This window comes from Enterobacter sp. SM3 (genome assembly GCF_009811935.2).
Taxonomy (GTDB): Bacteria; Pseudomonadota; Gammaproteobacteria; order Enterobacterales; family Enterobacteriaceae; genus Enterobacter; species Enterobacter asburiae_D.
On the sequence record NZ_CP099971.1, the window covers coordinates 502,025 to 527,378 of the forward strand.

The window sequence follows — 25,354 nt, forward strand, 5'->3', positions numbered from 1 at the left end:
TTTTTGCACCCTCTCCCCGTGGGAGAGGGCCGGGGTGAGGGCATCAGGCCGCAGCGGCCTTTTTTATTCCCCAGCTAAAGCCCGCGGGAACAGAACGTTGTTCTCAAGACTGATGTGTTCCATCAGGTCGTCGATCGTTTCGTTAATGCCGTTGTACATCGCTTTCCACGTTGTGCATGCTTCTGGCGGCGGCGTGACGTTGTGGGTGGTGTGTTTGATCACTTCCAGCAGTTCACCCGCATCATCATGCTCGCTTTCCATCACGCTGATAGGCCCCATCGCCTGGCTTCCCATTCCCTGTTTAATCATCGGGAAGAGGATCTGCTCTTCTTTCATCATATGGCTGGAAAGCTCTTCGTGCAGCAGGGTCAGGTATTTCGCCAGACCGCGCGGTACGGACGGTTTGTCGGCATGTACGCGCTCGACTTTGGTCGCCTGCAGGATCAGTTCCGGCAGCTGTTCACGGTGACGGTCATGGTAGCGCACGATGATATGGTCGATGATTTCAGCAAGCGGGGCGGTTCGCCAGTCTTTGTCGACGGGCTGCTCGGCCAGTAGCGCCAGCTCTGCTTCAATCACCTCAACGTCCAGCTCTTTGCGTGAGGCCGCACGCGCCAGGGTTTGCTTACCGCCGCAGCAGTAATCCATATCGTATTTACGGAACAGCGCAGAAGCGCGAGGAATGGAGAGCGCCAGCTCGCCAAGGGGTTGGTCGCGAAAGGCCATAGCAGTTACCTCGTCATCAATAATATAAGATGCATATTAAATGCATCTTTAAGGCGGCGCTATAACCCTTTAGAGGGAAGGGGGAAAATGAGATGCAGATCACAAAAAATACCCCATTTAACTCTCTGAATGGACTTAGGAAAGTGGTTTAGAAACTTTTTAAAGGTGTAGAAACAGTAAACAACCCGCCGCGACTGCCGATATATCCACGTCAGACAAACCTGCATATAACAAAGGCAACGCATGTTTAAACGTATAAAAGTCATTACCCTTCTGATTTCGGTGCTGCTTGTGCTCGGCATCATGCAAGTGATTTCCGCCGGTATCTTTATCAACGCGCTGAACAACGATAAAGACAACTTCACCGTGTCGCAGCTCTCCAGCCAGAACGTGGCGGAGTTTACCGATGCGTGGATCAGTCTGAACCAGGCACGCGTCACCCTGAACCGCGGGATGTTGCGCCTGCAAAGCAGCATGGCCTCGCAAATTAACGGCGGTCAGCTGAATGAGCTGGTGACGACGGCGAAAAATCTGCTGACTGAAGCGCAGGTCCATTACGATAAATACTATGCCTTGCCGAATACGCCAGGCCTGGACGAGAACCTGGCTAACCGGCTCGAAGAGCAGTACCGCATTTACTCTGCAACGCTGACCCAAATGAACGTTCTGCTGAGCCAGGGCAATCTGGAAGATATGTTCAAGCAGAATGCAGAACAAAAGCAAAACGCGATGCAGACGGTTTATCGTGAATGGCGTGAAGCGCAGGCTGCGCTCACCGATAAAGGCATTCAGGATAATGAAAGTGATTACAAACATATCCTGTGGATCCTCTCTGCGGTCATGCTGCTGGTGATTGTGGTGATTATTTCCAGCTGGGTAGCCATGCGCCGCGTGCTGCTGCTGCCTCTGGAAGAGGTGATTAACCATATTCGCGCCATTGCGGCAGGGGATTTAACCCAGCCCATTCAGGCTGACGGTAAAAATGAGATGGCTATCCTGGCGCGCAACGTTCAGGAGATGCAAACCTCGCTGGCGAACACGGTGGGCGTGGTGCGTGAAGGCGCAGATACGATTTACACCGGTGCCGGCGAAATCTCTGCGGGCAGTAACGATCTCTCTTCCCGTACCGAGCAGCAGGCCGCGTCTCTGGAAGAAACGGCAGCCAGCATGGAACAGCTGACGGCAACCGTGAAGCAGAACGCCGATAATGCGCGTCAGGCGTCCCGTCTTGCGCTGGACGCCTCATCAACGGCGAAGAAGGGCGGTAACGTGGTGGAAGGCGTGGTGCGTACAATGGACGAAATCGCCACCAGCTCCAGTAAAATCGCGCAAATTACTAACGTGATCGACGGTATTGCCTTCCAGACTAACATTCTGGCGCTGAACGCGGCGGTGGAAGCGGCGCGCGCGGGCGAGCAGGGCCGTGGTTTTGCGGTGGTGGCAGGGGAAGTCCGTACTCTCGCACAGCGCAGCGCCCAGGCGGCGAAAGAGATCAAAGCGCTGATCGATGACTCCGGCGAGCGCGTGAACGCGGGCTCCCAGCTGGTTAACGAAGCCGGGGAGACGATGGCGGAGATCGTTAATGCGGTCACCCGCGTCACCGATATCATGGGCGAAATCGCCTCGGCCTCTGACGAGCAGAGCCGCGGTATCGACCAGGTGGGTCAGGCGGTAGCCGAGATGGACCGCGTGACCCAGCAGAACGCCTCGCTGGTAGAGGAGTCCGCGGCCGCGGCGGCGGCGCTGGAAGATCAGGCTGCACGCCTGAACGAAGCGGTGGCGGTGTTCAAAATCACCCGCAACCAGGCGGTCAAAGCGGCGCCGGTGAAAACCTATGTGCCAAAAGCGCAGCCCGCAGCGGCGGCGTCTGAAGGGAACTGGGAAACGTTTTAACATCATGCCGGGTGGCGCTGGCGCTTACCCGGCCTACGAAACGGCTTCTTGTAGGCCGGGTAAGGCGGAGCCGCCACCCGGCAAAAATCACACCTCCGACGCCGGAACGACCCTCGCTTTCTCCGGCTTCGCTCTTACCGCCATCACCACCCCCACCACCAGCAGCGCGATCCCGCAGGCCGTGAATAACGGCGGCACGCTCTGGCGCATCAGGAAGGTATAAAGCAGTCCGGCCAGGGTTTCGAAGACAATCAGCGGCCCTAAAATCACCGTCGGCAGCTTCTGGCTGGCAATGTTCCAGCACAGCGCGCCCACCCATGAGCACAGCACTGCAATCGCCACCATCAGGCCGATAAACACCCAGGGTCTTGGCCCGAAGGGCTGGGCGAAGTCTGGCTGTTGATGGCCTAACCAGATGCACGCCCCGGCATATCCCACCAGCGAGACGGGCAGCGTGACCAGCGCCTGCGCCGTCGCCCACATCATCGGGTGCTTGTCCGGGTTCTCCCGCAGCCAGCGCGCATTGCGCAAGGCATACCATGCCCAGCACGCCACGGAAATGAACGCCAGCACAATGCCAGAGCCGTAGCGCCACAGGTCAACTTCCGCCTGCCCATGACGCAGCTCGGCAATATTGACGCATACCAGCCCCACGGCGGTGCATACCAGCGCCGGGGTCATTTTTGACCATGCCAGTTTGCCATCGCGGTGGCTGTAGAGCAGGTTCGCAAAGACGGGGATAACAACCGGCAGCGTGCCGATAATCATGGTAGATACCGGCGCACCGGTACGCTGAATGGCACTCGCGAGGCAAACGTAATAGATAAGATTGCCCATCATGGTCAGCGCCAGCGCGGTACTCCAGTCCTGACGGCTGAGCTGACGCAGGCGCGCGCGTCCCAGCCACGCCAGAGGCAGGGCAATCAGCCCGAGCGCCAGATAACGTCCGGTCGACTGCAGTATTGCCGGATACTCGGGCACGATTAATGGGCCGACAAAAATCAGCCCCCACATCATCCCGGCCAGCAGGGCATACAACACACCACTAATCATTTTTCCATCCACAGGTATTTACGCTGTATGCAGTGTAGGAAGGGAAAATGCGCGCGTATTGTATGAGATTGCGCATTAGCGCCGGGTGACCTGCTTCTGGTAGCGCACGGGGGTAATGCCGTAGCGGTGGGTAAACGCGCGGGTTAAATGCGACTGGTCGGTCAGTCCGGTTGCGGCGGCGACCTCTGCCGCAGGCATGCCGTGGGTGAGGAACGCTTTAGCGCGCCAGAGGCGAATGGCCATCAGCATCTGGTGCGGCGTAACGTGAAAATGGGCTTTGAACTGGCGCTGGAAATGATACGGGCTGAGCGAAACGACGCTGGCCAGCTCGTCCAGCGTCAGGGCGCGCATATAGTTGTCGTGCAGATACTCGCGCACGCGTTCGAAGCGGTGCGCGCCTTCCAGAACCACCGGCGCGTGATGGGCAAACGGCCGGAAGGTCTCAATCAAATCCAGCAGCAATCCTTTTTGCGCAAGCGGATCTTCCGTGTGCCACAGGCCGTAAATGAGCCTGCCGATTTGCTGCGAGCGCAGCGGGTCATGACGCGTGACATCGCTAAACCACCAGTGCCGGAGGCCGGTCACCTCTTCCAGCAGGTCGGGTTCGATATAGACCATCCGGTAGCGCCAGCCGCCTTCGGTGGCGGATTCTCCGGTATGGATCTCGTCCGGGTTCATGGTGACGACGGATTTTTCCGCCGCGAGATGCTGGGTACCGCGATAGCGAAAGCGTTCGGCACCGGTTTCAATCGTGCCGATCCCGAAGGCTTCATGGGTGTGAGGCTCAAAGGCGTAGTCAGAAATATGCGCGTGATAAAGCTCCAGGCCCGGCAGATGCGCCAGATGGCGAAAGCGCGCGCTGTCTCTTTCATCAGTAAACTGTTCCGGTACGCCTTGCACGGTGAGCCTCCTCGTGGTCATCTTTTCATTATCAGAGATGACCGGCGTTTATGCACTAAACATCTTTGCCCGGACGGTCTTACGGTAATCCCCCGGTGAAACCGTTGTTTTATGCTTAAACTGGCGATTAAAGTGCGCAATATCCTGATATCCAACCGCATTCGCGATCTCCTGAATGCACAGATTGGTGGATTGCAGCATTGTCATGGCGGATTCAATTCTGGCGGTTAATAAATACTGCAGAGGAGACATGTCGGTGGCATTTTTAAAGCGGCGATTAAAGTTGCGCAAACTCATGCCAGCCATATCTGCAAGACTTTGCATGGATATATCCGAAGCGCAGTTGGCTTTTATCCAGATTTGAATTTGAACAATGTCTTCATCCGGATGGGGTTTGTTTTCTTCACTGTAGCATTGACGCTCAAACTGGCTGCGAATCTCATGGAAAAATGTCCGTTGGGTATGTGTGGCTACCCGTTTCCCGTATATCGTTTCTATAAAATGGATCGTCAGGTCTGATAGGGCCTTAACGCTTGCGGCGCAGAAAATATTATCGGCCTGAGTGAGGAAATGTTTTGTTTGTAATTTTACGGTGGGGTAGTCGCGCGCGAATTGCTTGAAGTAGTGCCAGTGGGTGGTGGCGGGTTTCCCGTCGAGCAGTCCCGACTCCGCGAGAAAGCAGCAGCCCGTTCCGACGGCGGCGATGCGGGTTCCTCGCGCGGCCTGCTCGGTCAGCCATTCCAGGAGTTCAGGCTGTTGCCTGACCACTCCGCGAGGATTGCGCCACAAGGCAGGAAGATAGATAACGTCATAGTGTCTGTCTGCGGCAAGGGTGGTATCGGCGGTAATGCTAAAGCCACTGTGCGTCAGGATAGGCTCGCTGTTTATGCCAATCGTATTCACCTTCAGAATATTCTCCGGGCGACAGAGCCTGAAGGGTGACCTCTCCGGTTTGTGCGTGTCTGCGTGGGATGTTGTTTTTTGCTCAGCTAAATAGCTACTGGCTGCGGCTTTCCACATTTCAATCGGAAGACTGAGACCGGAACTTAGCATGCGTTCGCATAACACAAATCCTATTTGTGTATTTGTCATTTTTGATTAATACCTGTTTTGACTATTATTTTTGGTAGCTCATCGTTGTCCTGGCCAAAAAAGTCAGCATTTTGGCTGGATTTTCATATTAGCTTTTGTTGGTAATTTGTAAACTAATATCTGAAATTATCGCACTTACTTAACAAAATAAATCCACGACCACTACAGGATGAATTATGGTGAAATTACCCGTAATAACGGCTTTTGGCGGCTATGGTCCAGCTGGTCGTAGTTCTTCGCATCATGCATTTCGTCGAATGATAATTGAGTCATTATCGGAAGAGGAAAGGCAGGAGACGTTATTATCGTTAGCCATCCTGATGGGCGTGCTTAAATATGATGAGGGCGGGTATTGCGACAATTCCGGTAAAAGATTTACACCTGCTCAGGCCGCCGCGAGGATAAAAGACGAGGCGCTTGAGGGGACCCTTATCAGAAAAATCACGCGCGACTATTTTGATGTCGATGCTATCGCCAGCCATGCAAAATTGAATATGGTTTCAGGCGAAGAAGGGTTCAGTTTTAATATATCTGCCAGACAATTACCTCAGCCCTTACCTGCGGGATGGCACGTTGAAGAATTAGCGGATCAGCGTGTCCGCATCACCGTTCAGGGAGAGATGGACTGTAAAATTGAGGCGTTGCTGCGCACGGAGGTGCAGGCTGCCGGGCTGTTGCCGCAGGGATTCCGCCCGGGCGACCACTACAATTCGCAGTTCCATCCGCGGGCGTTACAAATGGCGATTGTCGGGGCATCTGACGCCATCAACGCCCTGGGGATCCCGTGGCGAGAGGTGCAGGCAAATATCACGCCGGATCAGCTCGGCGTCTATTCGGGCAATATCATGGGGCAGCTCGACGATTATGGCTTTGGCGGGATGCTGCAGTCGCGCCTGAAAGGCCATCGCGTTAGCGCCAAGCAGTGTCCGCTGGGCCTGAACAGCATGTGTGCCGATTTCCTCAATGCGTATGTGCTGGGTAGCGTCGGCCACACCAGCGCCACGCTGGGGGCATGCGCCACGTTTCTGTATAACCTGAATGCGGCGGTTGAAGATATCAAAGCGGGGCGCATTCGCGTAGCCGTCGTGGGTAGCGCCGAAGCGCCGGTCACCTCAGAAGTGATTGAAGGATTCGATGCCATGGGCGCCCTGGCAACGGAGAGCAAGCTTAAGCATATTGATGAAAAGGAAACCGCCGACTGGCGCAACAGCAGCCGCCCGTTTGGCAACAGCTGCGGTTTTGTGATCGCGGAATCCAGCCAGTATGTCGTGTTAATGGACGACGAGCTGGCGCTGCAGCTTGGCGCAGAGATCCACGGTTCGGTGGGAAATGTCTTCATCAACGCTGACGGCTTTAAGCGTTCTATCGCGTCACCGGGGCCGGGGAACTACATCACCATGGCGAAAGCCGTAGCCTCTGCGGTATCGATGGCCGGGATGGAGACGGTGCAGAAGGGTTCGTTTATTCAGGCGCACGGTTCAAGCACGCCGAAGAATTGCGTCTCCGAGGCGGATATTTTTGACCGCGTTGCGCAAGCCTTTTCGATTCGCGACTGGCCGGTGACGGCGGTGAAATCGTATCTCGGACACTCCCTGGGGCCCGCCAGCGGCGACCAGCTGATCGGCTGCCTCGGCGTCTTCCGCTACGGTATTTTGCCGGGAATTAAAAGCGTGTCGCACATCGCGCCGCAGGTGAACAACGCACGCTTAACCATTCCTCTTCAGGACTGCAAATTAGAGGAAGGCCAGGGACAAATCGCCTTTATAAATTCAAAAGGCTTTGGCGGTAATAATGCCACGGGGGTGGTTTACTCGCCAAAGCTTACCCATCAATGGTTGCGCAAACGCTATGGGGACGCGGTGTTTGCGGAATATCAGCAGCGTAACCGCCAGGTGCGACGTCAGGCTAACGCGTACGACGAGGCGGCTTCGCAGGGGGAACTCAATGTCATTTATCTGTTCGGACAGCAGGGGATAAATGAGGAAGATATAAAGATTGATAGGAATGGCATCACCATTCCCGGATTTGAAAAACCGATAACGTACGCGACGGATAAAGAATACCCGGACTTTTAATCGTTATATCTGATTTTATTATTAATAAATAAAGGTGCTTGTATTTTCTCAGGCGCCTTACCTTTGTGCACCACTAAACAGGAGAAAGAGAGTGGCTAATCTCAGTGCAATACTGATTGCCTTTGGCTGGAGCGGTATTGTCGTTGGCATAATGATGGGCGGATTAATGGGGATGTATGCGTTTAAGGGACCGTTTCGTGCCCCCAAAGGACATGAAAACTATACCGATTTAAACCGCAGAATGTTAAGGCTGGCACATATTGCCTTTATTATGCTGCCGTTAATATCCATGCTCTATGGCATGTGTATTGATGACCTCGCCGTGTCTTATACCTATAAATATTATGCCGTTATTTGCATGATGATACTTTCGGTAGGTATTCCGGTTCTCCTGATTGCATCGTGTTTTTATCTGCCATTTAAATATGTGCAGGTTATACCGTTTAGCTGTGGAATGTATGCGTTAGTCGTAATGGCAATTGGCAGGGTTTCAGCCCTGTAAACTATCACCTACCTGAGATATAAAAATGAAAACGTTACTGAATACCCGCCAGCTGGGTCGGGACGCTATTGTCGCGACCGTAGATAAGCACGTTTATACAGAAAACCGCGCATTTGCCAACAGGCTTATTGACCGGATTGAATCCCATCCGCTGATGCGCAGCCCAATATTGTCAAAAATGAACAGCGGTGAAGTCGATCTTCAACAGATGCGCGTATTCCATCTGGAGTTTTATCACGCTTTTGCGCAAGTCTTTACCGATGCCGTTATTGAAGCGTTAAGCGCGGCGAAGCAGTTGGAAGCTCCGCTGGGCGCGCAGGCGAAAATGGCGGCCCGTTTTCTGCTGCAAATCAACCTGCTGGATGAGCTGGGCTTCCACCCTGGCGAAGACGCCGAGGGTAATTACAACGGCCAGCCCGCGCTGGCGCACTACGTGCAGTTCTTTACGACCATCCAGCAGCTGGGGATGACAGAGCACGAGGTGAAATCCTGGCTGCCGATGTCCAGCTCTCTGGCCTGCCGCGCAACGTTTGAGAATGCCTATGGCGACTATACCCAGCTGGTGGGGTTGCTGGCCGTGGCTGAGACCGTCTTCCATGACTTCGCCACGCCGTGGGCCAAAGGCGTTGATAAAGCGACGGATATTGACGTCACGAAGGGCTATCACAGCATCCATGTAGAAAGCGAAACGGGAGAGTCCATTGAAGATGGTCACTCCGAAGATGCATGGATCCTGTTCTGCCAGGCGCTGACAGAAGACCGCTATGCCGAGATGGAACAGCGCGTCGATCTCTGGCTGAAGGTATGGAACGACTTCTGTAACGATCTGCTGGCTGGCCGCGCCGGAAAATAATCTTTTCACCCTCATTACATTTGAAAATATAGAGCGAATTATGATGCCGTCTCATCAGTTGTTTAACAGGGGATATCATTCCTTCAACCAGCTTTTGCCCGAACTTGCTGTTCAACAGACTACTCAGACGGCATTTGAATTCGTCCGCAGCGCCAGAGATATTCACAGCCAAAGCTATGACCAGTTACACCAGCGCGCCGCGTCGCTTGCACAAGCATTAATGCAATACGGGCAGCGGGGCGACCGGGTAATATTGCTTTATCCGGATGGCGAAGATTTTATTGGCGCTTTTTTTGGTTGTCTTTATGCCGGCAGGGTGGCGGTTCCCGTCCCAATGCCCGCAAAATCGTCAGGAAGCGCGTGGGAGCGTTTCGCCGGAGTATTACGTAATGCGCAAACGGAATGTATTGTTACGACAGCAAAGGGAGCAGAAACGCTAGGCCAGCTATCACTTCCGTTATCCCCGCTTATTTTTACCTTCGACAAACCAGACACAGCTGCGCTACCTGCGGGCTATCGTCTGCATCATCTTGAGCGCACGTTCTCCGGGGCATTTCACCCCGTTTCGGTAGCAGAAAACGATCTGGCTTTTTTACAGTACACCTCGGGCTCGACGGGCTCTCCGAAAGGCGTGATGGTGACCCATGGCAACCTGTGGGCTAACTCGCATGCCATTCACCGCTTTTTCGGCCACCACAGCGAAAGCCGGGGCACGATCTGGCTGCCGCATTTTCATGATATGGGGCTTATTGGCGGGCTACTGCAGCCCGTGTTTGGCGCATTCCCCTGCCGAGTGATGTCGCCCATGATGCTAATGAAAAACCCCCTTAACTGGCTCAAGCAGATTTCCGACTATCAGGCGACGACCTCCGGCGGCCCTAATTTCGCCTACGAGCTGTGCGTGCGCAAGATTGGCCGAGAGCAGGTTGAGGCATTGGATCTTTCGCGCTGGGATGTGGCCTTTTGCGGCGCAGAGCCGATTCGGCCCGCCACGCTCCAGCAGTTTAGCGAACACTTTGCGCCCGCAGGGTTTCGGCCCGGCGCGTTCCTGCCCTGCTACGGCATGGCGGAAACCACGCTCATCGTCACCGGAATGGACAAAGGGCAGGGGCTCCGCGTTTCCGACGAGGCCGGTGCGGTGAGCTGCGGGCAGGCTCTGACTGATACCGAGGTGCGTATCGTCGATCCTGACCACCATCAGCCGCTTGCTGACGGTGAGAGCGGCGAAATATGGCTGCGTGGTCCGAGCGTTGCCGCAGGATACTGGGACAATGACGCCGCCACGCGCGAAACCTTTCAGGCGTCTCTGGCTGGCCATCCGCACCCGTGGCTGCGCAGCGGCGATATGGGTTTTCTCCAGTCCGGTCATTTGTACGTCACCGGACGGCTCAAAGAGCTGCTGATTATCAACGGTCAGAACCACTACCCGACGGATATAGAAGAGACCATCCGTCAGGCCGATCCCGCGCTGGCGGAAGCGACGGTTTGCGTGTTTGCCAGCGAAGCCGAACGCCCGGTTGCGCTGCTTGAGCTGATGACGCGTCATAAAAATGACCTCGATATGGCGGCGCTTGCTCCGCGTATTACCGCGGCGGTAGCAGAGCGTCACGGCATTACGCTGGATGAACTGCTCCTTGTCGAGCGAAGGGCAATCCCCCGCACCACCAGCGGGAAATTACAGCGCACCCGCGCAAAAGTGATGTATCAGCAGGGGACCCTGGACGTGGCGTGGCGCAGCCGCCAGGCCGCGTCTAAACCTGCCGTAACCGAGGGGGAAACCCCACCCGCTCTGGCGGCGCTGATTGCCGGGATAATCAGCAGCGCGATGAATACGACGATCGGCGAATCCCAGTGGGATGACGCGTTTACCCGCTTTGGCATGAGCTCTCTGCAGGCCGTGGGCGTTATTGGCGAGCTTGAACAGCGGCTGGGCCGCGAGCTCTCTCCGGCGCTGATTTATGACTACCCCACCATCAATCAGCTGGCGGCCGCGCTGGGACAACCCGCTGCGGCCCGGCCGGTCAGCTCAGCCGTCGCAGAGAGCGCCATTGCGGTGATCGGCATCGGCGTGGAACTACCGGGGCATAGCGGCGTAGAGGCGCTGTGGTCGCTGCTGCAGCAGGGCCACAGCACGACCGGCGAGATCCCGGCGCACCGCTGGCGTACCTCGTCCCTTGACGGTTTTAACCGTAAAGGCAGTTTTTTTGACGAGGTCGACGCGTTCGACGCAGGCTACTTTGGCATCTCTCCCCGTGAAGCCGTCTATATCGATCCGCAGCATCGTCTGCTGCTAGAAACCGTTCAACAGGCGCTAACCGATGCTGGTCTTAAGGCGTCATCCCTGCGCGGTAGCGATACGGCGGTCTTTGTCGGGATCAGCGCCAGCGACTACGCGCTGGCCTGCGGCGATAACGTCTCGGCCTATAGCGGCTTAGGCAACGCGCACAGTATCGCGGCCAACCGAATTTCTTATCTTTATGATTTAAAAGGGCCAAGCGTCGCCGTCGACACGGCCTGTTCTTCCTCGCTGGTGGCGATTGAGGGGGCAATGCAGAGCCTGCGGAGCGGACGTTGCGCCCTGGCCATTGCCGGTGGCGTTAATCTGGCGCTGACGCCGCATTTGCAAAAAGTCTTCACCGAAGCACAGATGCTGGCCCCCGACGGTCGGTGTAAAACCTTTGACGCCCGCGCGGATGGCTATGTCCGCGGTGAAGGGTGCGGCGTCGTGGTGCTCAAGCCGCTGACCCAGGCGCTGGCGGATGGCGATCGGGTTTATGCCACGCTGGTGGCGAGCGCCGTCAATCAGGACGGCCGCAGCAACGGCATTACCGCGCCAAATGGCCCATCGCAGCAGGCGGTCATCCGGCAGGCGATGGCGGACGCCGGGGTGGATAGCGATAAGATTGACTATATCGAAGCGCACGGTACGGGAACGGCGCTTGGCGATCTGATCGAATATCAGGCGCTGGAAGCGGTGTTTGCGGACCGGAAAAAAACCGCACCTGTCCTGGTGGGCTCGATCAAAACCAACATTGGCCACCTGGAGGCGGCGGCGGGCGTGCTGGGTGTGGTGAAAGCGTCCCTGATGTTGCACTACCGGCAATTCGTTCCTCACCTCAATTTCCAGCATAAAAACCCGCATATTGCGGCGATTAGCCGTCATGTTGAGGTGAGTGGCGCGCAGCCTGCCTCATGGCATGCCGATGGCGAAGCACGCTACGCGGGCGTAAGCAGCTTTGGCTTCGGCGGTACCAACGGTCACGTGATTTTGCGCAGCGCACCAGCGGTGGAAAAACGCCTGGAGCCCGCTGCGCCCCACGGCCTGCTTCTGATCGGTTCTCATGATGAAGGCGCGTTTACCCTTCAGCGGGAGGAGGTCAAAAAAGGGTTATCTGCATGCCAGGAGAGCGATATCGCCACCTGGTGTCGGCTGGTGAACACCCGCTACGACGCGGCCCGCTATCGCGGCGTGGCGTATGGCGCGGATCGCACCCAGCTGGCAGAAAGCCTTGCGAAGCTCACGGCCTGCAAGGCGGGTAAAGCCCAGCCCCAGGTCTGGCTCTTCCCGGGGCAGGGCACCCAGCAAATCGGCATGGGTGCCGAGCTGTATCACCATCTGCCGCACTATCGCACCCAGTTTGACGCGCTGGCGACGACCATCCAGCAGCGCTATCAGATTGATATCACGCAGGCGTTGTTTGCCCGAGACGATAGCTGGCAGCGCTGCGCCAGAACGTGTCAGCTCTCCTTATTTGCCTGTAGCTACGCGCTTGCTCAGAGCGTGATGCAGTTCGGCCCGCGTCCGGCAGCCGTGATGGGCCACAGCCTGGGAGAGTACTGCGCGGCGGTTATCGCCGGCTATCTCTCGCTGGACGACGGGCTGGCAATGGTTCATCAGCGCGCGCTGCTGATGTCAGCCCTGACGCAGGAAGGGGCGATGGCGGTCGTCTTCAGCGGCGAAGCCGACGTCCGTCAGATGATTACCCCCTGGGCGGGCGACATTGATATTGCCGCATTCAATACGCCGACGCTGACCACCATAGCAGGCAGCCAGACGGCGATTGACGCCTGCCTTCAGGCCATTTCTTCTCAGGGTGGTCACGCCAGAAAAATTAAAACCGCCAGCGCATTTCACTCCCCGATGATGGATCCGATCCTCGGTGCCTGGCGCGAGTGGCTGGTCAACAACGTCACCTTCACCCGCGGGACGATCCCGTTTTACAGCAACCTGAACGGCGAGGCGTGCGACCGCACCGACGCCGACTACTGGACCCGGCAAATTCGCCAGCCCGTGAGTTTCCTTCAGGGCGTGCAAAACGTGCTTACGCAGGGGGAGTTCACCTTTATCGATCTGAGCGCGGACAGTTCGCTGGGCAAATTTGTGACCGCAACCGACCGCCGTCACCGGGTGCTGGCCGCAGGCGATCGGCGACATGAGTACAAATCACTGCTGACGCTGCTGGGTACGCTGTGGCAGCAAGGGCACGACATCAACTGGAGCGGGCTTTACCACGCGACCACGCGGGAGGCGCTAGCCCTGCCCGCAATCCAGTTCTGCCGCAAACGTTACTGGCTGGCGGGTGAGACGCCAGCGCAGACCCCATCTGCAAAAGAGGACGCTATGTCAAATCAACACCATTTAGCCGCTGAAATAAAAGCGATTATTGCCGGTTTTCTTGAGGCGGATCCCGCCGCGCTTGACGACTCTCTGCCCTTCCTGGAAATGGGGGCGGACTCGCTGGTGCTGCTGGATGCCATCAATACCATTAAAGACCGCTACGGCGTGGCCATCCCGGTGCGGGCGCTGTTTGAAGAGCTCAATACGCTGGATGCGGTGATCGGTTATGTGGTGGAGCACGCGCAGCCAGCGGCGGCTGCGGCTTTGCTCAGCACCCCGGAAACCGCCGGTCAGGCGACACCGCCTGTCGTGGCGCAGCAGGGCGCCAGCAGGCCGGTGCCTGATACGGTTCAGGATCTGATTGCCCGCCAGCTGGAGCTTATGTCCCAGCAGCTCACGCTGCTCAACGGCACGGCGAAGGCTCTCCCGATGCCAGCCGCACCCGCGACGCCGGACGTTATCGCGCCTGCGCCTGTCGCGACCCCGGCCGCACCGGTGAAGGCCAGCGCGCACAACAGCTGGTTTAAAAAAGAGACGAAAAAGGTATCCCTGGGCGCTGAGCGAGACCAGCATCTGGCGCAACTCACGCAGCGGTTTGTCGATAAAACGGGCGGGTCGAAACGCAATGCCCAGCAATACCGCGCAGTGCTGGCGGATAACCGGGCCTCTGCGGGCTTTCGTTTATCCACCAAAGAGATGCTTTACCCCTTAGTGGGGGAACGCTCTCAGGGATCGCGCATCTGGGATGTCGATGGCAACGAGTATATTGATTTTACAATGGGGTTTGGCGCTAACCTGCTGGGCCATGCGCCGGACTGTGTACAGCAGGCGGTAGCCGACCAGCTGGCACAGGGCATGCAGATTGGGCCGCAAAGCGCGCTGGCGGGCGAGGTGGCAACGCTTATCAGCGAGCTGACCGGCCAGCAGCGCGTGGCCTTTTGTAACTCCGGCTCTGAAGCGGTAATGAGCGCCGTGCGCCTGGCGCGCGCCGTGACGGGGAAAAATAAAGTCGCGCTGTTTAGCGGCTCGTATCATGGCGTGTTTGACGGCATTCTTGGGCGACAGCAGGGGGGCGAAACCCCCGAGCGCGCCACGCCGATTGCCGCAGGCACGCCGCCATCGCTGGTAGACGACCTGCTGGTGCTCGACTACGGCAGCGAAGAGAGTCTGGCGCTTATCGCCCGCTATGCCGCCGAGCTGGCGGTGGTGATCGTTGAGCCGGTGCAGAGCCGTTATCCCGATCATCAGCCGCGCGAATACCTGCATACCCTGCGTGAACTGACGACAGCCCACAACATTGCGCTGATGTTTGACGAGGTGATCACCGGTTTCCGTCTGGCGGCCGGTGGCGCGCAGGCGTATTACGGCGTTCAGGCGGATATTGCCTCCTACGGAAAGATTGTCGGCGGCGGTATGCCGATCGGCGTGATTGCAGGCTCTGCCCGCTTTATGGACAGTATCGACGGCGGATTCTGGCAGTATGGCGATGACTCCTGGCCGCAGGCTGAACTGATCTTCTTTGCCGGTACGTTCTCCAAGCATCCGCTGACCATGGCGGCAAGCAAAGCCGTGCTGGAGTACATCAAAGCCCATCCGGCGCTGTATGACGACATCAACCAAAAAACCGCGCGTCTGACGATGTCGCTAAATACCTGGTTCTCTGCAACCGGTACGCCGATTGAGATCGTCTCTGCCGGTAGCCTGTTCCGTTTCAAATTCAACGGCAACTACGACATCCTCTTCCACCACCTGATGCTGCGCGGCATTTTCATCTGGGAAGGGCGTAACTGTTTTGTCTCGGTCGCACACGCGGACGAGGATATCGATCGGTTTATTGCGGCAGTGAAAGAGAGCGTTAGCGCCATGCGCGTGGACGGCTTCTTTGGGGAGGCGGGATTGCGCCCCGACACGCGTTATGCCGCTGCGGACAGCCAGCAGCGTTTTCTGCAGCTGGCCGCGCAGGATGAAAGCGGACTGTTGGCCGGGACGATCGGCGGCGTCATTGAAACGCCGCGCAATGTAGACAGCGACATCATGCGCGCCGCCTGGCAACTGCTGTGCGAGCGCCATGACGCGCTGCGGATGCAGTTCACTGACGCAGGCGAACTTCAGGTGGCCCTGGCGCCCACCGTCGACGTCTGCGAGGAATACGCTGCGCCTGCCGCCTGTCTCGCTGATTTTGCCGCGCGTCCTTTTGATCTTACCGCCGCGCCGCTGGCTCGCCTGCTGCTGGTCCGCCATGAGGGGAAAACCACGCTCGCCATCTCGGCACATCATTCGGTGGCGGATGGCTGGTCGTTTATGGTGATGCTGCGCGAGCTGCTGCATCTTTACGATGCCCTGGCGTCGGGTAAACGTCCTGAGCTGGCGGCTGCGGCAAGCTATCTGCAGGTCATCCGTGCGCAGAACATCGTCAGCGAGGCGGAGCTATCTGCGCGTATTGCGGCGCTTCCTGTGCGCCGGGCAACGCCAGATGCTCTTACCGTGCTGGCCCCCTCCCGGACGTATCAGGGGCAGCGGCTGGTACAGCGCCTGTCGTATCCGGGCCTGACCGGGCAGCTGCGCAAAGCCTCTGCCGAGCTGCGGGTGACCCGCTTCGCGATGCTGAATGCGCTCTTTACCCTGACCCTGGAGAAGGCGTTCGGCCATGCTCCGGTGCCGGTCGGCGTGCCGGATGCCGGGCGGGATTTCGGGCAGGGCGACGCGCTTGTCGGCCAGTGCGTCAGGCTGTTGCCGCTGTGTATCGACAGCGCTGTCTGCGCGTCGGTGGCCGGGGTCGCCAGGGCAATCCATGACGGTATCCTCGCCCAGCGCGGCGAGCCCGCAATGCCGTCACGCTGCTTCCACGGTCAGGATGCGCCGCTTCCGCTGCTGGCGACCTTTAACGTCGAACCGCATGCTCCGCTGGCAGAAATGCGGCAGTGGGAGGCCAGCCTGTCGCTGCTCCCGATCGGCGCCGTCGAATTCCCGCTGATGGTTAACATTCTTGAGACGAAAGAGGGGCTGTCCGTCGAGCTGGATTACCAGATGCGCTATTTCACCGAGGAACGTGCCCGCGCGTTACTGGCGCATTTCCTGAAGGCGATAACCGTGCTGGCCGAGCAGGGAGAAGAGGCCGTCGAAGCATTATTCTCATCGTCAGAGGCGCTGGCCGCATCATGAAAAAGCTGACGATTATCGTCCTCGCGGGCGCCGTGCTAGCGTTCGCTGTAAACCTGCTGATCGATGCCGGACTGTTTTATCGGGTGCAGGAGAGCGGCGGGGAACAGTGCCAAAAAATAACGGGCATTGAGGGCGCGGAGGATATCGCTCCCTTATCGGACGGCGGGGCGATAGCCAGTAGCCTCAACCGACACGGCAGCGCGCCCGGGGCGCTGTATTACCTCAACGGCAGCGACAAGCCGCAGCGGTTGGCTGGCGACTATCCGGATACCTTCTTCCCGCACGGCATCGATGTCTGGCAGCAGGAGGGCGAGACGTGGATCTACGTGGTGAACCACCGCCCGCAGGAGGACAGCATTGATGTGTTTCGCTTTAATCGCGCGCAGATGCGTCTTGAGTATCAGCCCGCCCTGTCGCGCGCGGTCGGAAACAACATCAATGATATCAGCGTCATTGATAAAACCCACTGGCTGCTGACGCGGGACCACCGGTGGAAGGGCTTCGCGGGACGCGTGGAGGACTATCTGCGGCTGCCGCTGTCCAGCGTTCTGCTGGCAGACGAGGCGGGGCTGCATACCCTGATTGATGGACTGCATTTTGCGAACGGCATTTACTACAGCCGAGCGCGGGGGCGTCTGTACGTGGCGGAAACCACCCGCGGCGCGGTGAGCAGCTGGGCGTGGCAGCCGAACGAGGCTGCGCCCGTCCTGCTGGGGCGCTTCAGCGGTCTGCATGGCGTCGACAATATCCTGCCGGACGGGCAGGGAATGCTGGTGGCGTCGCACCCGCAGCTTCTGAAGCTGGCCGCCTATCAGAAAGATGCACAGGCGCGTTCACCGTCCATGGTGTGGCGGCTGACAACCGGCGCTCAGGGGGAGATCGCTCAGGCCAGTATGCTCTATCAGAGCCACGGCGAGGCGCTGGCGGCGGTCAGCGTCGCCGCGCCAGTGGGCGGAAAGGTGATGATGGGCAGCGTCTTTGACGACGGGCTGCTGCTGTGCGGGGAGCAATAAGATGCTGAAGAGATGGTTTTCCCGACGCGGTCATTTTCAGGGGACGCTTGAGGGACGGGTATTCCCCCTGACGTCCGGCCATACGCTCCTCGAAAGCGCGCTCAACGCCGGTGTTTCCCTGCCGTATAACTGCCAGGTCGGCTCGTGTAAATCCTGTCTTTGCCGGGTAACGAGCGGCAAGGTGCGTTCGCTTGTCGACCTGAGCTATTTGCTCAGCCAGGAGGAGATTGCCGCTGGCCACGTGCTGGCATGCCAGTGCCTGCCGGAATCGGATGTAACGCTGGCCGCGGCGTCCACGCCCTGGACGTCTGCGCAAATTACGCAGGTTGTCGCGCTCTCAGCAACGGTATGGCGCGTGACGCTCCTGGCGGAGCAGGCGCTGCCCTTTCAGCCAGGACAATACGTTCAGGTCGGTCTCGAAAAGGATAAGGATATCCGGAGCTTCTCCGTCAGCTGGCCGAGCCGCGGGCGAGAGATTGTTCTGGATATCACGCGCCGTGAAGAGGGGCGGCTATCCCCGCTGCTGTGTGATGAACGGGGGGCTGGCCGGAAGGTGTGGCTCTCAGACTGCCGGGGGCAGTTCGGCCAGCAGGATGACGGTAACGGTCCGCTGCTGGCCATCGCCAGTGGATCGGGACTGGGAACGACGCTGGGTCTGGTCCGCGCCGCGCTGGCGCGTCATCCCCACCGCGAGGTCATGCTGATCCACGCGGTTCGCAGGCGGCAGGACACATTCGACCTGCCTGAGCTGCAGCGTCTGCGTCAGCACTATCCCGGTTTTCACTTTCTGCACGCGTTATCCCGGGAGCGCGAGGTTCAGGAGCTGGAGCTGGCAGGCCGTATTACCTGCTGGCTGGACGACTGGCGTGCCCTCTATCCCCGCCGGACGGCGGTAGCCGAATGGCGCGTCGTGATTTGCGGCAATCCAGCGCTGGCGCAGGCGTGCCGGCAAAGGCTGCTTGCCGGAGGGGTGATGAGCCACCTGCTTGAAATGGACTGCTTCTCCCCGCCGGTCGGTGCAAAAAACAGTCATAACAATAAGGAGCCCGTATGTTGAGTTACCTGAGATTTGCCCTTGTCCCCTGCGTTTTTTTACCGCTAACCGCGCTAACCACCCTGCTCGGCGGCGTGTGGATCGTCGTTTCCATGCTCTGCGTGACGCTGAGCTATGTCTTTTTCGATAACGCAACCACGCACGACACCGCCGATCGCCACTACCGCCTTCCGGCGCTGCTGGAGATCATCCCGTATTTACAGCTCCCGGCCGCGCTGCTGGCATTGTTCACCCTTATCTGGCAGGCCGCTCCGGGCGATTTGCTCGGGTTTGGCGCATGGCTTTCCGCTCTGACGGGTCACAACGTCATGGCGCTGCATAACCTTGCCCTGCCGGAGCTGCTGCTTGCGGCGGCATCCACCGGCTATACCATGAGCACCAATACCGTGGTGGCCCATGAGCTTATCCACAAAACCCACAGTCTGACGGCGATGGTGGTCGGGCGCTGGCTTCTGGCGCTGGTCGGCGATGCGCAGTTTTCGATTTCACACGTCTATTCGCATCATCCTAACGTGGCGACCCCGGCGGACGGCGCGACGGCGCGTCGTGGAGAGACCGTGTATCGCTTCTTTATCCGTTCTTCTCTGTCGCAGTATGTTGAATCCTGGCAGGTGGAAGCGCAGCGGCTGTCGCAGCAGAACCGGCGCGGCGCCATGCTGGCGAACCGGGTGATGCGCGGCGTGCTGATGAGCCTGCTGATCCTGGCGGTCTGCTTCACGGCGGCGGGCGTCAGGGGCGTGCTGGCGTGTCTGGTGACCATGCTGGTGTCTAAATTCCTGTTTGAAACGGTGAATTACATCCAGCACTACGGTCTGGTCCGCCTTCCCGGCACGCGCGTGGAGCCGCGACACAGCTGGGATTGCAATAACCGGGCCTCGTCGGCCGGTCTGTTGAACCTGACGCGCCACTCCGATCATCACACCCATCCGCGTCGTGAATACTGGAATTTGCAGGCGCACAGCTACGCGGTGGGAATAGAAAAAGGGTATGTCGCCCATATTTTTTACGCGCTGATACCGCCACTGTGGTTTAAACGAATGGAAGCAAAACTCGCGTACTGGGACGAACACGTTGCCAGTGACGCAGAGCGTGCCTTGATCCGCCAGTCTGAATCATCCGCGGTTCAGTCCACTGTTCCCTGTGTTTCTGGAGAGTCCCATGAGTGAGCAATTTGATCGACTGATTGAGCAAGCCTACCAGCAGTATCGTGGACCCGCCTACCTGCGCTCTCCGATGGTTTCATGCGTAAAGGCCGGTATCCGCCTGATGGATCGGGTTGTGCCGGGGGCGACCGCCGACTGGCTGGGCAATCGGTTTTTTACGCCGCGCCGGGTGCCGACGCGTGCAGGCGATAAAGAAATGACGGCGCTGGCGAGCCGCATTGAATCTCTCCCTTTGAGTAATGGTAAACATGCGGTGGTGTACCGCTGGGGCAGCGAGGGACCTACCGTGCTGTTAGCCCACGGCTGGGAGTCGAGGGCTTCCCACTTTGGCAGGCTGATCAAGACGCTGGTCGAAAAGGGCTTTCAGGTCATCGGGTTTGACGCCCCCGCACATGGCAACGCGGCTGGACGCCAGAGCAGCATCGTCGAGTTCATTGAAATCATTGAACAGCTGGCGCAGCAGGAAGGGGGTTTTGACGCGATTGTGGCGCACTCTTTTGGCGGTTTATCCGTCATTAATGCGGTAAAGGCGGGATTGCGGACCCGCGCGCTGGTTATCGTAGGGGCACCGACGCACTTTAGCGGGCTGGTCACCAAATATGCCGCGATCCTGAACCTCCCGGCACGCCAGCAGCAGAGACTGCGTCGGTATATTGAAGGGTACTTTGGCATTGGCGAGGCGGTCTGGCAGCGCTTTAACGCCTATGAGGGGCTGCAGCAGGTCGATCAGCCCGCCCTTGTTATTCACGACAGCAGCGATGACATCGTATTGCGGGTCGAAGCTGAATGCCTGGTCAACGCCTGGCCTGGCGCGAGGCTGGCAGAGACCCACGGCCAGGGGCATAATCCGCTGCGCCGTCCGGGGGAGGGGATCGACATGGTGATGACCTATCTGGCCCCCTTGCTGACGTCAGGCAATGATCGTGATAACCCTGTCGCCTGAGAACTGATAATAGCCCTGGATCCGGCTGCCCTTTAGGCGTTGGGGGGAAAGCGTCCGGGTCAGCTCCAGGGTGATCCTCTGCTGTTCAGGCGCGATGTGGCACACGCGGGCCGCGTCAAAATCGAGGACGCGGCCAACGTCAGGATAGAGCGCTTTATAGAGACTCTCCTTCGCGGAAAAGGTCATCAATAGCGCGCTGGCTTCGTCGAACGGGCTGGCGGCAAGGCACTCCCGCTCCTGCGGTGTGGTAAACAGGTGCGCTGTCCGCCGGATAGTCTCGGGTGCCAAAAACTCAATGTCGACGCCCGGCGTCAGGCCCGACGCCTCTGGGGCAACGACCGCCAGCGCCCATTCCTGAGAATGTGACAGGCTTCCCCGCCAGCCGGAAGGCCACACCGGAGAACGGTCCGGCGTACTGCCCGGCGTAGCGTCACAGCCCCTGGATCTCAGCACCCGCTGCGCGGCGTAACGTGCCGCAAGATACTCCGCCCTGCGTTTGACCACGGCGCTATCGAGCTGACCGGGAAAGGGGATGCCCCAATTATCAAAGAGCCCGTCATGGTAATCACGCGCGGTGAATGAGACCAGGCAGTAGCGCAGTGCGGGAAAAGGGTCGACGTTGCCCATCTCAACGGAGTGAATAAAAGGGGGTGCTGAATCTGTGTTTATTGCAGTAAACATAGCGGGGTATCGGTATCTGTCGGGGGAACAGAATGCCATATAAGTGCGGGCCGGGTAAGGGGAATGACCCGGCCACAGGAAAAAACGGCTTGGCCGTTACAGAATGGCTTTAATGCTCTGCGCCAGCGGCGTAGTCGCGCGCCCGATCAGTTTGCTCAGCGTATGGCTATCGTCAAAAAGTCCCCCTTTGGACGCACCCACATCGGAGTCCGCCAGCATATCTGCCAGTCCGGCAGGCAGGCCGACGCTTTTCAGCGCGGCGGCAAAATCCGCTTCACTGAGATTCTGATAGGTTACCGGCTTCCCGCTCTGCTTGCTGAGTTCAGCCGCCAGTTCACTCAGCGTCCAGCCGTGGTCGCCCGCCAGTTCATAGACCTTGCCTGCATGGCCTTCTTCAGCGATCACTTTGGCTGCCGCCGCGGCATAGTCAGCACGGGTCGCAGCGGCAATTTTGCCTTCGCCTGCCGCACCAATAAACACGCCGTGTTCCAGCGCAGGCGGCGCGCTCGCCAGGTAGTTTTCGGTATACCAGCCATTGCGCAGCAGGGCATAAGGAATGCCGGACGCCGCCAGCGCTTTTTCAGTGGCAACGTGTTCAACGTGCAGACCCAGCGGGGAGTTGTCCGCATGCAGCAGGCTGGTGTAGGCGATAAATTTCACGCCTGCCGTTTTGGCGGCGTTAATCACGTTCTGGTGCTGGGTGGCGCGCTGGCCAACTTCGCTGGAAGAGATCAGCAGCAGCTTATCTACGCCGCTCAGCGCGTCGGTGAATGCGGCTTCATCCGTATAGTCCGCCTGACGAACCACAATTCCCTGCTGGCTTAAGGCCTGCGCTTTCGCCGGGTTACGTACGATGGCTACAATCTGGTTGGCCGGTACGGTTTTCAACAGCTGTTCAATAACGAGATGGCCAAGCTGGCCGGTAGCGCCGGTAATCGCGATCATGATGAATCTCCTTCGTGTTTGTCTGGTGTTGTGGCACACTAGCACCATAGCTAACTTTTAGTAAGTACGTACAAAAAGGTAAGTATGAAAACAACGATACCAACGCTCAGCGAACAAATGCGCGATGGCAATCTTTTCGCGGAGCAGTGCCCTTCACGCGAGGTACTCAAACACGTGACCAGCCGCTGGGGTGTTCTGATTCTGCTGGCCCTGCGCCAGGGAACGCATCGCTTTAGCGATCTGCGCCGTAAAATGGGCGGGGTGAGCGAAAAGATGCTGTCCCAGTCACTCCAGGCGCTGGAGCTGGACGGATTTGTCGATCGCGTGTCGTATCCGGTGGTCCCGCCGCACGTAGAGTATAGCCTGACGCCGCTGGGCGTTGAGGTGAGCGAGAAGGTCGCCGCGCTGGCGGACTGGATTGAGGTGAATACGCCGAAGGTGATGGCGAACAGGGACGATCGTGCGGCGTAAAAGCCGGGTATGTGCGGCCTGATGCCCTCACCCTGACCCTCTCCCACAGGGAGAGGGAACAAACACCAAAAACGGCAACGTGTGTTGCCGTTTTGCTTTTACCTGCTCAAATCCACCTGATAAATCGCGAACCCGATATCATCCGTTGCGACCTGTTTCATCGGATACTGCGCCTTGTCCTTAATGAACGCGGCAGCTTTATCGGACGGTGACGTTTCGAAGCGGATATCCAGTTTCGTATCGCTGTGGATCGGCGCGAGACGCCAGTTGTTATCCACTGCCGGATGGATTTCGCCCGCCTTTTTCGACTCCGCGCTGATCCACGCCGCCAGCACCGAGCGGTTCTCGTCCGGCGAGGCAAAGGCGATGTGGCTATCTCCCGTCCCGGCAAACTTACCGCCGTAGGCGCGGTAGTTATTGGTCACCACCAGGAAGGTGGCATTCGGGTCAATGGCCTTGCCGTTGAAGGTCAGGTTTTTGATGCGCTCCGCCTGCGGGTTGATCGCCTGACACTCGCCGTCATATTTCGCCGGCTGGGTGACGTCAATCTGGTAGTTCACGCCGTCGATCACGTCGAAGTTATAGGTCCGGAAGCCGTCCCAGTTAATCAGCGACTGCGGCTTACCGCTGTGCGGGTCAATCTGGTTAAACTGTCCGGCAGAGCACTCCAGCCACTCTTTCACCTCCTGGCCCGTCGCTTTTACCACCACCAGCGTGTTCGGGTAGAGGTAGAGATCGGCGGCGTTACGGAAGGTCAGCTGGCCCTTTTCGACTTCAACATAGCTTGCCGGGTCATTCTTACGCCCGCCCACCTTGAATGGCGCAGCGGCTGACAGGACCGGCAGTTTTGCCAGATCCGGATCGCCCTGCACAAAGTGTTCGGCATAGGCTTTCTGCGCCATGTTGACGACCTGAACGGTCGGGTCGTCCTGAACCAGCGCCAGGAAGCTGTACATGTTGTCGGCGGATTTGCCGATCGGCTTGCTGACGAATTCGCGCGTGGCGTCGTGATCGTGCTTCAGCACGTCGACCAGCTTTTTATCTTCAGCCGCCAGCGATTTTTTAGCCGCAGCGTCGTAAATCGGGCGTGCCTCTGCTTTTGACTGCATCACCTTCCAACTGCCGCTGTCGTTATTCAGCACCAGATCCACCACGCCAAGGTGGTCGCCCCACATGCCCGGCATCACCGACGGCACGCCGTTGAGCGTCCCTTTCTCAATGTCCGCCCCTTTGATGCTGGCGAAATCTTTGCCCGGGAAGACCGCGTGGGCGTGGCCGAACAGGATCGCGTCGATACCCGGAACTTCACTCAGATAGTAAACGGAGTTTTCTGCCATGGCCTGGTACGGATCGGCGGAGAGACCCGAGTGGGCGACAACGACCACCAGATCGGCACCTTTTTCGCGCATTTCCGGCACGTATTTGCGCGCGGTTTCGGTGATGTCGTTCACGGTCACTTTGCCGTCGAGGTTAGCCTTATCCCACGTCATGATCTGCGGCGGGACAAAACCGATATAGCCGATTTTCAGCGTCTGTTTTTTGCCGTCCTTATCGACGACGTTTGTCTCTTTAATCAGATAAGGGGTAAAGAGCGGCTTTTGGGTCTTAACGTCGATGATATTGGCGTTAACGTACGGGAATTTCGCACCGGCCAGCGCGTCATGCAGGTATGTCAGACCGTAGTTGAATTCGTGGTTGCCAAGGTTGCCGACGGTATAGTCCATGGTGTTCATCGCCTTATATACCGGATGAACCTCGCCTTTTTTCAGGCCCCTGGTCGCCATGTAATCCCCGAGCGGACTGCCCTGAATGAGATCGCCATTGTCGACCAGCACGCTGTTTTTCACTTCGCCACGCGCCGCATCGATCAAACTTGCCGTGCGTACCAGTCCGAATTTTTCCGTCGGGGTATCTTTGTAGTAATCGAAGTCCATCATGTTGCTGTGCAGATCGGTCGTTTCCAGAATACGCAGATCTACCGTCGCCGCCTGCACGCTCGCTGCAATCAGCGTCGCCAGAAGCGTTGCACTAAACTTAATCATCAGAGGAGTCCTTTTTTCGATGCAGACCACAAAAGAGTATGTATCTATAGCGTGTTGCTTACAGAAATGTGAATCCTGACAGAAAAAAGTAACCTGAAACCGGAATTGCTTCACAGATAGCGGAATTGTTCACATTACGATATAACTAAAACAAAGAGTTAACCTCAC

At 58.1% G+C, this 25,354-nt stretch carries 17 protein-coding genes; 10 read left to right on the plus strand and 7 right to left on the minus strand.

The window, feature by feature from the left end; all coding sequences use genetic code 11:
- Positions 1–63 precede the first annotated feature (63 nt).
- Positions 64–726 (minus strand): iron-sulfur cluster repair protein YtfE, encoded by a 663-nt coding sequence (gene ytfE, locus GVO84_RS02275; protein WP_159515381.1) that lies wholly within the window; start codon positions 724–726, stop codon positions 64–66.
- A gap of 243 nt (positions 727–969) precedes the next feature.
- Between ytfE and GVO84_RS02280 the strand changes: the two genes are divergently transcribed.
- On the plus strand, positions 970–2,619 hold the full coding sequence (locus GVO84_RS02280) for a methyl-accepting chemotaxis protein (RefSeq protein WP_121424858.1): 1,650 nt from the start codon (positions 970–972) through the stop codon (positions 2,617–2,619).
- Between the two features lie 87 nt (positions 2,620–2,706).
- On the opposite strand, the gene GVO84_RS02285 is transcribed toward GVO84_RS02280, so the two are convergent.
- The 3 genes from GVO84_RS02285 to GVO84_RS02295 all read right to left on the minus strand — a co-directional run bounded on the left by GVO84_RS02285 (position 2,707) and on the right by GVO84_RS02295 (position 5,664).
- Entirely contained in the window at positions 2,707–3,672 is a 966-nt protein-coding gene (locus GVO84_RS02285; RefSeq protein WP_159515382.1) for a DMT family transporter, read from the minus strand.
- Between the two features lie 75 nt (positions 3,673–3,747).
- Positions 3,748–4,572: an AraC family transcriptional regulator gene (locus GVO84_RS02290; RefSeq protein WP_159515383.1), complete on the minus strand. Its 825-nt coding sequence runs from the start codon at positions 4,570–4,572 to the stop codon at positions 3,748–3,750.
- 48 nt (positions 4,573–4,620) lie between these two features.
- A complete protein-coding gene (locus GVO84_RS02295) occupies positions 4,621–5,664 on the minus strand; it encodes a GlxA family transcriptional regulator (protein WP_236545913.1) in 1,044 nt (347 codons plus the stop codon).
- 176 nt (positions 5,665–5,840) lie between these two features.
- Between GVO84_RS02295 and GVO84_RS02300 the strand changes: the two genes are divergently transcribed.
- The 8 genes from GVO84_RS02300 to GVO84_RS02335 all read left to right on the plus strand — a co-directional run bounded on the left by GVO84_RS02300 (position 5,841) and on the right by GVO84_RS02335 (position 21,047).
- Positions 5,841–7,739 carry a beta-ketoacyl synthase gene (locus tag GVO84_RS02300; protein ID WP_159515384.1) on the plus strand — a complete coding sequence of 633 codons (1,899 nt, stop codon included), beginning with the start codon at positions 5,841–5,843 and terminating at the stop codon, positions 7,737–7,739.
- 91 nt (positions 7,740–7,830) lie between these two features.
- Entirely contained in the window at positions 7,831–8,241 is a 411-nt protein-coding gene (locus GVO84_RS02305; RefSeq protein WP_024907308.1) for a membrane protein, read from the plus strand.
- 25 nt (positions 8,242–8,266) lie between these two features.
- Positions 8,267–9,094, plus strand: coding sequence for a hypothetical protein (locus GVO84_RS02310; protein ID WP_104949582.1), 828 nt, complete (start codon positions 8,267–8,269; stop codon positions 9,092–9,094).
- A gap of 43 nt (positions 9,095–9,137) precedes the next feature.
- Positions 9,138–16,874 (plus strand): type I polyketide synthase, encoded by a 7,737-nt coding sequence (locus GVO84_RS02315; protein WP_159515701.1) that lies wholly within the window; start codon positions 9,138–9,140, stop codon positions 16,872–16,874.
- Complete coding sequence (locus GVO84_RS02320; protein WP_159515385.1) at positions 16,871–17,887, plus strand: arylesterase; 1,017 nt, start codon at positions 16,871–16,873, stop codon at positions 17,885–17,887. The genes GVO84_RS02315 and GVO84_RS02320 overlap by 4 nt, the downstream gene beginning before the upstream one ends.
- A 1-nt stretch (position 17,888) precedes the next feature.
- Entirely contained in the window at positions 17,889–18,944 is a 1,056-nt protein-coding gene (locus tag GVO84_RS02325) for a 2Fe-2S iron-sulfur cluster binding domain-containing protein (protein ID WP_159515386.1), read from the plus strand.
- Positions 18,938–20,107 (plus strand): alkane 1-monooxygenase, encoded by a 1,170-nt coding sequence (locus GVO84_RS02330; RefSeq protein WP_159515387.1) that lies wholly within the window; start codon positions 18,938–18,940, stop codon positions 20,105–20,107. The genes GVO84_RS02325 and GVO84_RS02330 overlap by 7 nt, the downstream gene beginning before the upstream one ends.
- Complete coding sequence (locus GVO84_RS02335) at positions 20,100–21,047, plus strand: alpha/beta fold hydrolase (RefSeq protein ID WP_159515388.1); 948 nt, start codon at positions 20,100–20,102, stop codon at positions 21,045–21,047. The genes GVO84_RS02330 and GVO84_RS02335 overlap by 8 nt, the downstream gene beginning before the upstream one ends.
- Here the strand turns inward: GVO84_RS02335 and GVO84_RS02340 are convergent.
- Both GVO84_RS02340 and GVO84_RS02345 read right to left on the minus strand, forming a co-directional pair.
- Positions 21,015–21,728, minus strand: a complete 714-nt coding sequence (locus GVO84_RS02340; RefSeq protein ID WP_159515389.1) for a 4'-phosphopantetheinyl transferase family protein — start codon at positions 21,726–21,728, stop codon at positions 21,015–21,017. The two genes, GVO84_RS02335 and GVO84_RS02340, sit on opposite strands and share 33 nt — an antisense overlap.
- Positions 21,729–21,824: 96 nt before the next feature.
- Entirely contained in the window at positions 21,825–22,673 is an 849-nt protein-coding gene (locus tag GVO84_RS02345) for an SDR family oxidoreductase (protein ID WP_121424867.1), read from the minus strand.
- A gap of 84 nt (positions 22,674–22,757) precedes the next feature.
- On the opposite strand from GVO84_RS02345, the gene GVO84_RS02350 reads away from it, so the two are divergent.
- Positions 22,758–23,144 (plus strand): winged helix-turn-helix transcriptional regulator, encoded by a 387-nt coding sequence (locus GVO84_RS02350; RefSeq protein ID WP_023334278.1) that lies wholly within the window; start codon positions 22,758–22,760, stop codon positions 23,142–23,144.
- A gap of 98 nt (positions 23,145–23,242) precedes the next feature.
- Here GVO84_RS02350 and GVO84_RS02355 read toward each other — a convergent pair whose 3' ends face one another.
- Positions 23,243–25,186, minus strand: a complete 1,944-nt coding sequence (locus tag GVO84_RS02355) for a bifunctional 2',3'-cyclic-nucleotide 2'-phosphodiesterase/3'-nucleotidase (RefSeq protein ID WP_159515390.1) — start codon at positions 25,184–25,186, stop codon at positions 23,243–23,245.
- Positions 25,187–25,354 lie beyond the last annotated feature (168 nt).

Coding starts and splice junctions, on each gene's coding strand:
- GVO84_RS02340 (WP_159515389.1), bottom strand. CDS start 21,728: ATGTTTACTGCAATAAACACAGATTCAGCACCCCCTTTTATTCACTCC.
- GVO84_RS02315 (WP_159515701.1), top strand. CDS start 9,138: ATGCCGTCTCATCAGTTGTTTAACAGGGGATATCATTCCTTCAACCAG.
- GVO84_RS02280 (WP_121424858.1), top strand. CDS start 970: ATGTTTAAACGTATAAAAGTCATTACCCTTCTGATTTCGGTGCTGCTT.
- GVO84_RS02345 (WP_121424867.1), bottom strand. CDS start 22,673: ATGATCGCGATTACCGGCGCTACCGGCCAGCTTGGCCATCTCGTTATT.
- GVO84_RS02335 (WP_159515388.1), top strand. CDS start 20,100: ATGAGTGAGCAATTTGATCGACTGATTGAGCAAGCCTACCAGCAGTAT.
- GVO84_RS02285 (WP_159515382.1), bottom strand. CDS start 3,672: ATGATTAGTGGTGTGTTGTATGCCCTGCTGGCCGGGATGATGTGGGGG.
- GVO84_RS02355 (WP_159515390.1), bottom strand. CDS start 25,186: ATGATTAAGTTTAGTGCAACGCTTCTGGCGACGCTGATTGCAGCGAGC.
- GVO84_RS02295 (WP_236545913.1), bottom strand. CDS start 5,664: ATGACAAATACACAAATAGGATTTGTGTTATGCGAACGCATGCTAAGT.
- GVO84_RS02300 (WP_159515384.1), top strand. CDS start 5,841: ATGGTGAAATTACCCGTAATAACGGCTTTTGGCGGCTATGGTCCAGCT.
- GVO84_RS02325 (WP_159515386.1), top strand. CDS start 17,889: ATGCTGAAGAGATGGTTTTCCCGACGCGGTCATTTTCAGGGGACGCTT.
- GVO84_RS02320 (WP_159515385.1), top strand. CDS start 16,871: ATGAAAAAGCTGACGATTATCGTCCTCGCGGGCGCCGTGCTAGCGTTC.
- GVO84_RS02330 (WP_159515387.1), top strand. CDS start 18,938: ATGTTGAGTTACCTGAGATTTGCCCTTGTCCCCTGCGTTTTTTTACCG.
- ytfE (WP_159515381.1), bottom strand. CDS start 726: ATGGCCTTTCGCGACCAACCCCTTGGCGAGCTGGCGCTCTCCATTCCT.
- GVO84_RS02350 (WP_023334278.1), top strand. CDS start 22,758: ATGAAAACAACGATACCAACGCTCAGCGAACAAATGCGCGATGGCAAT.
- GVO84_RS02310 (WP_104949582.1), top strand. CDS start 8,267: ATGAAAACGTTACTGAATACCCGCCAGCTGGGTCGGGACGCTATTGTC.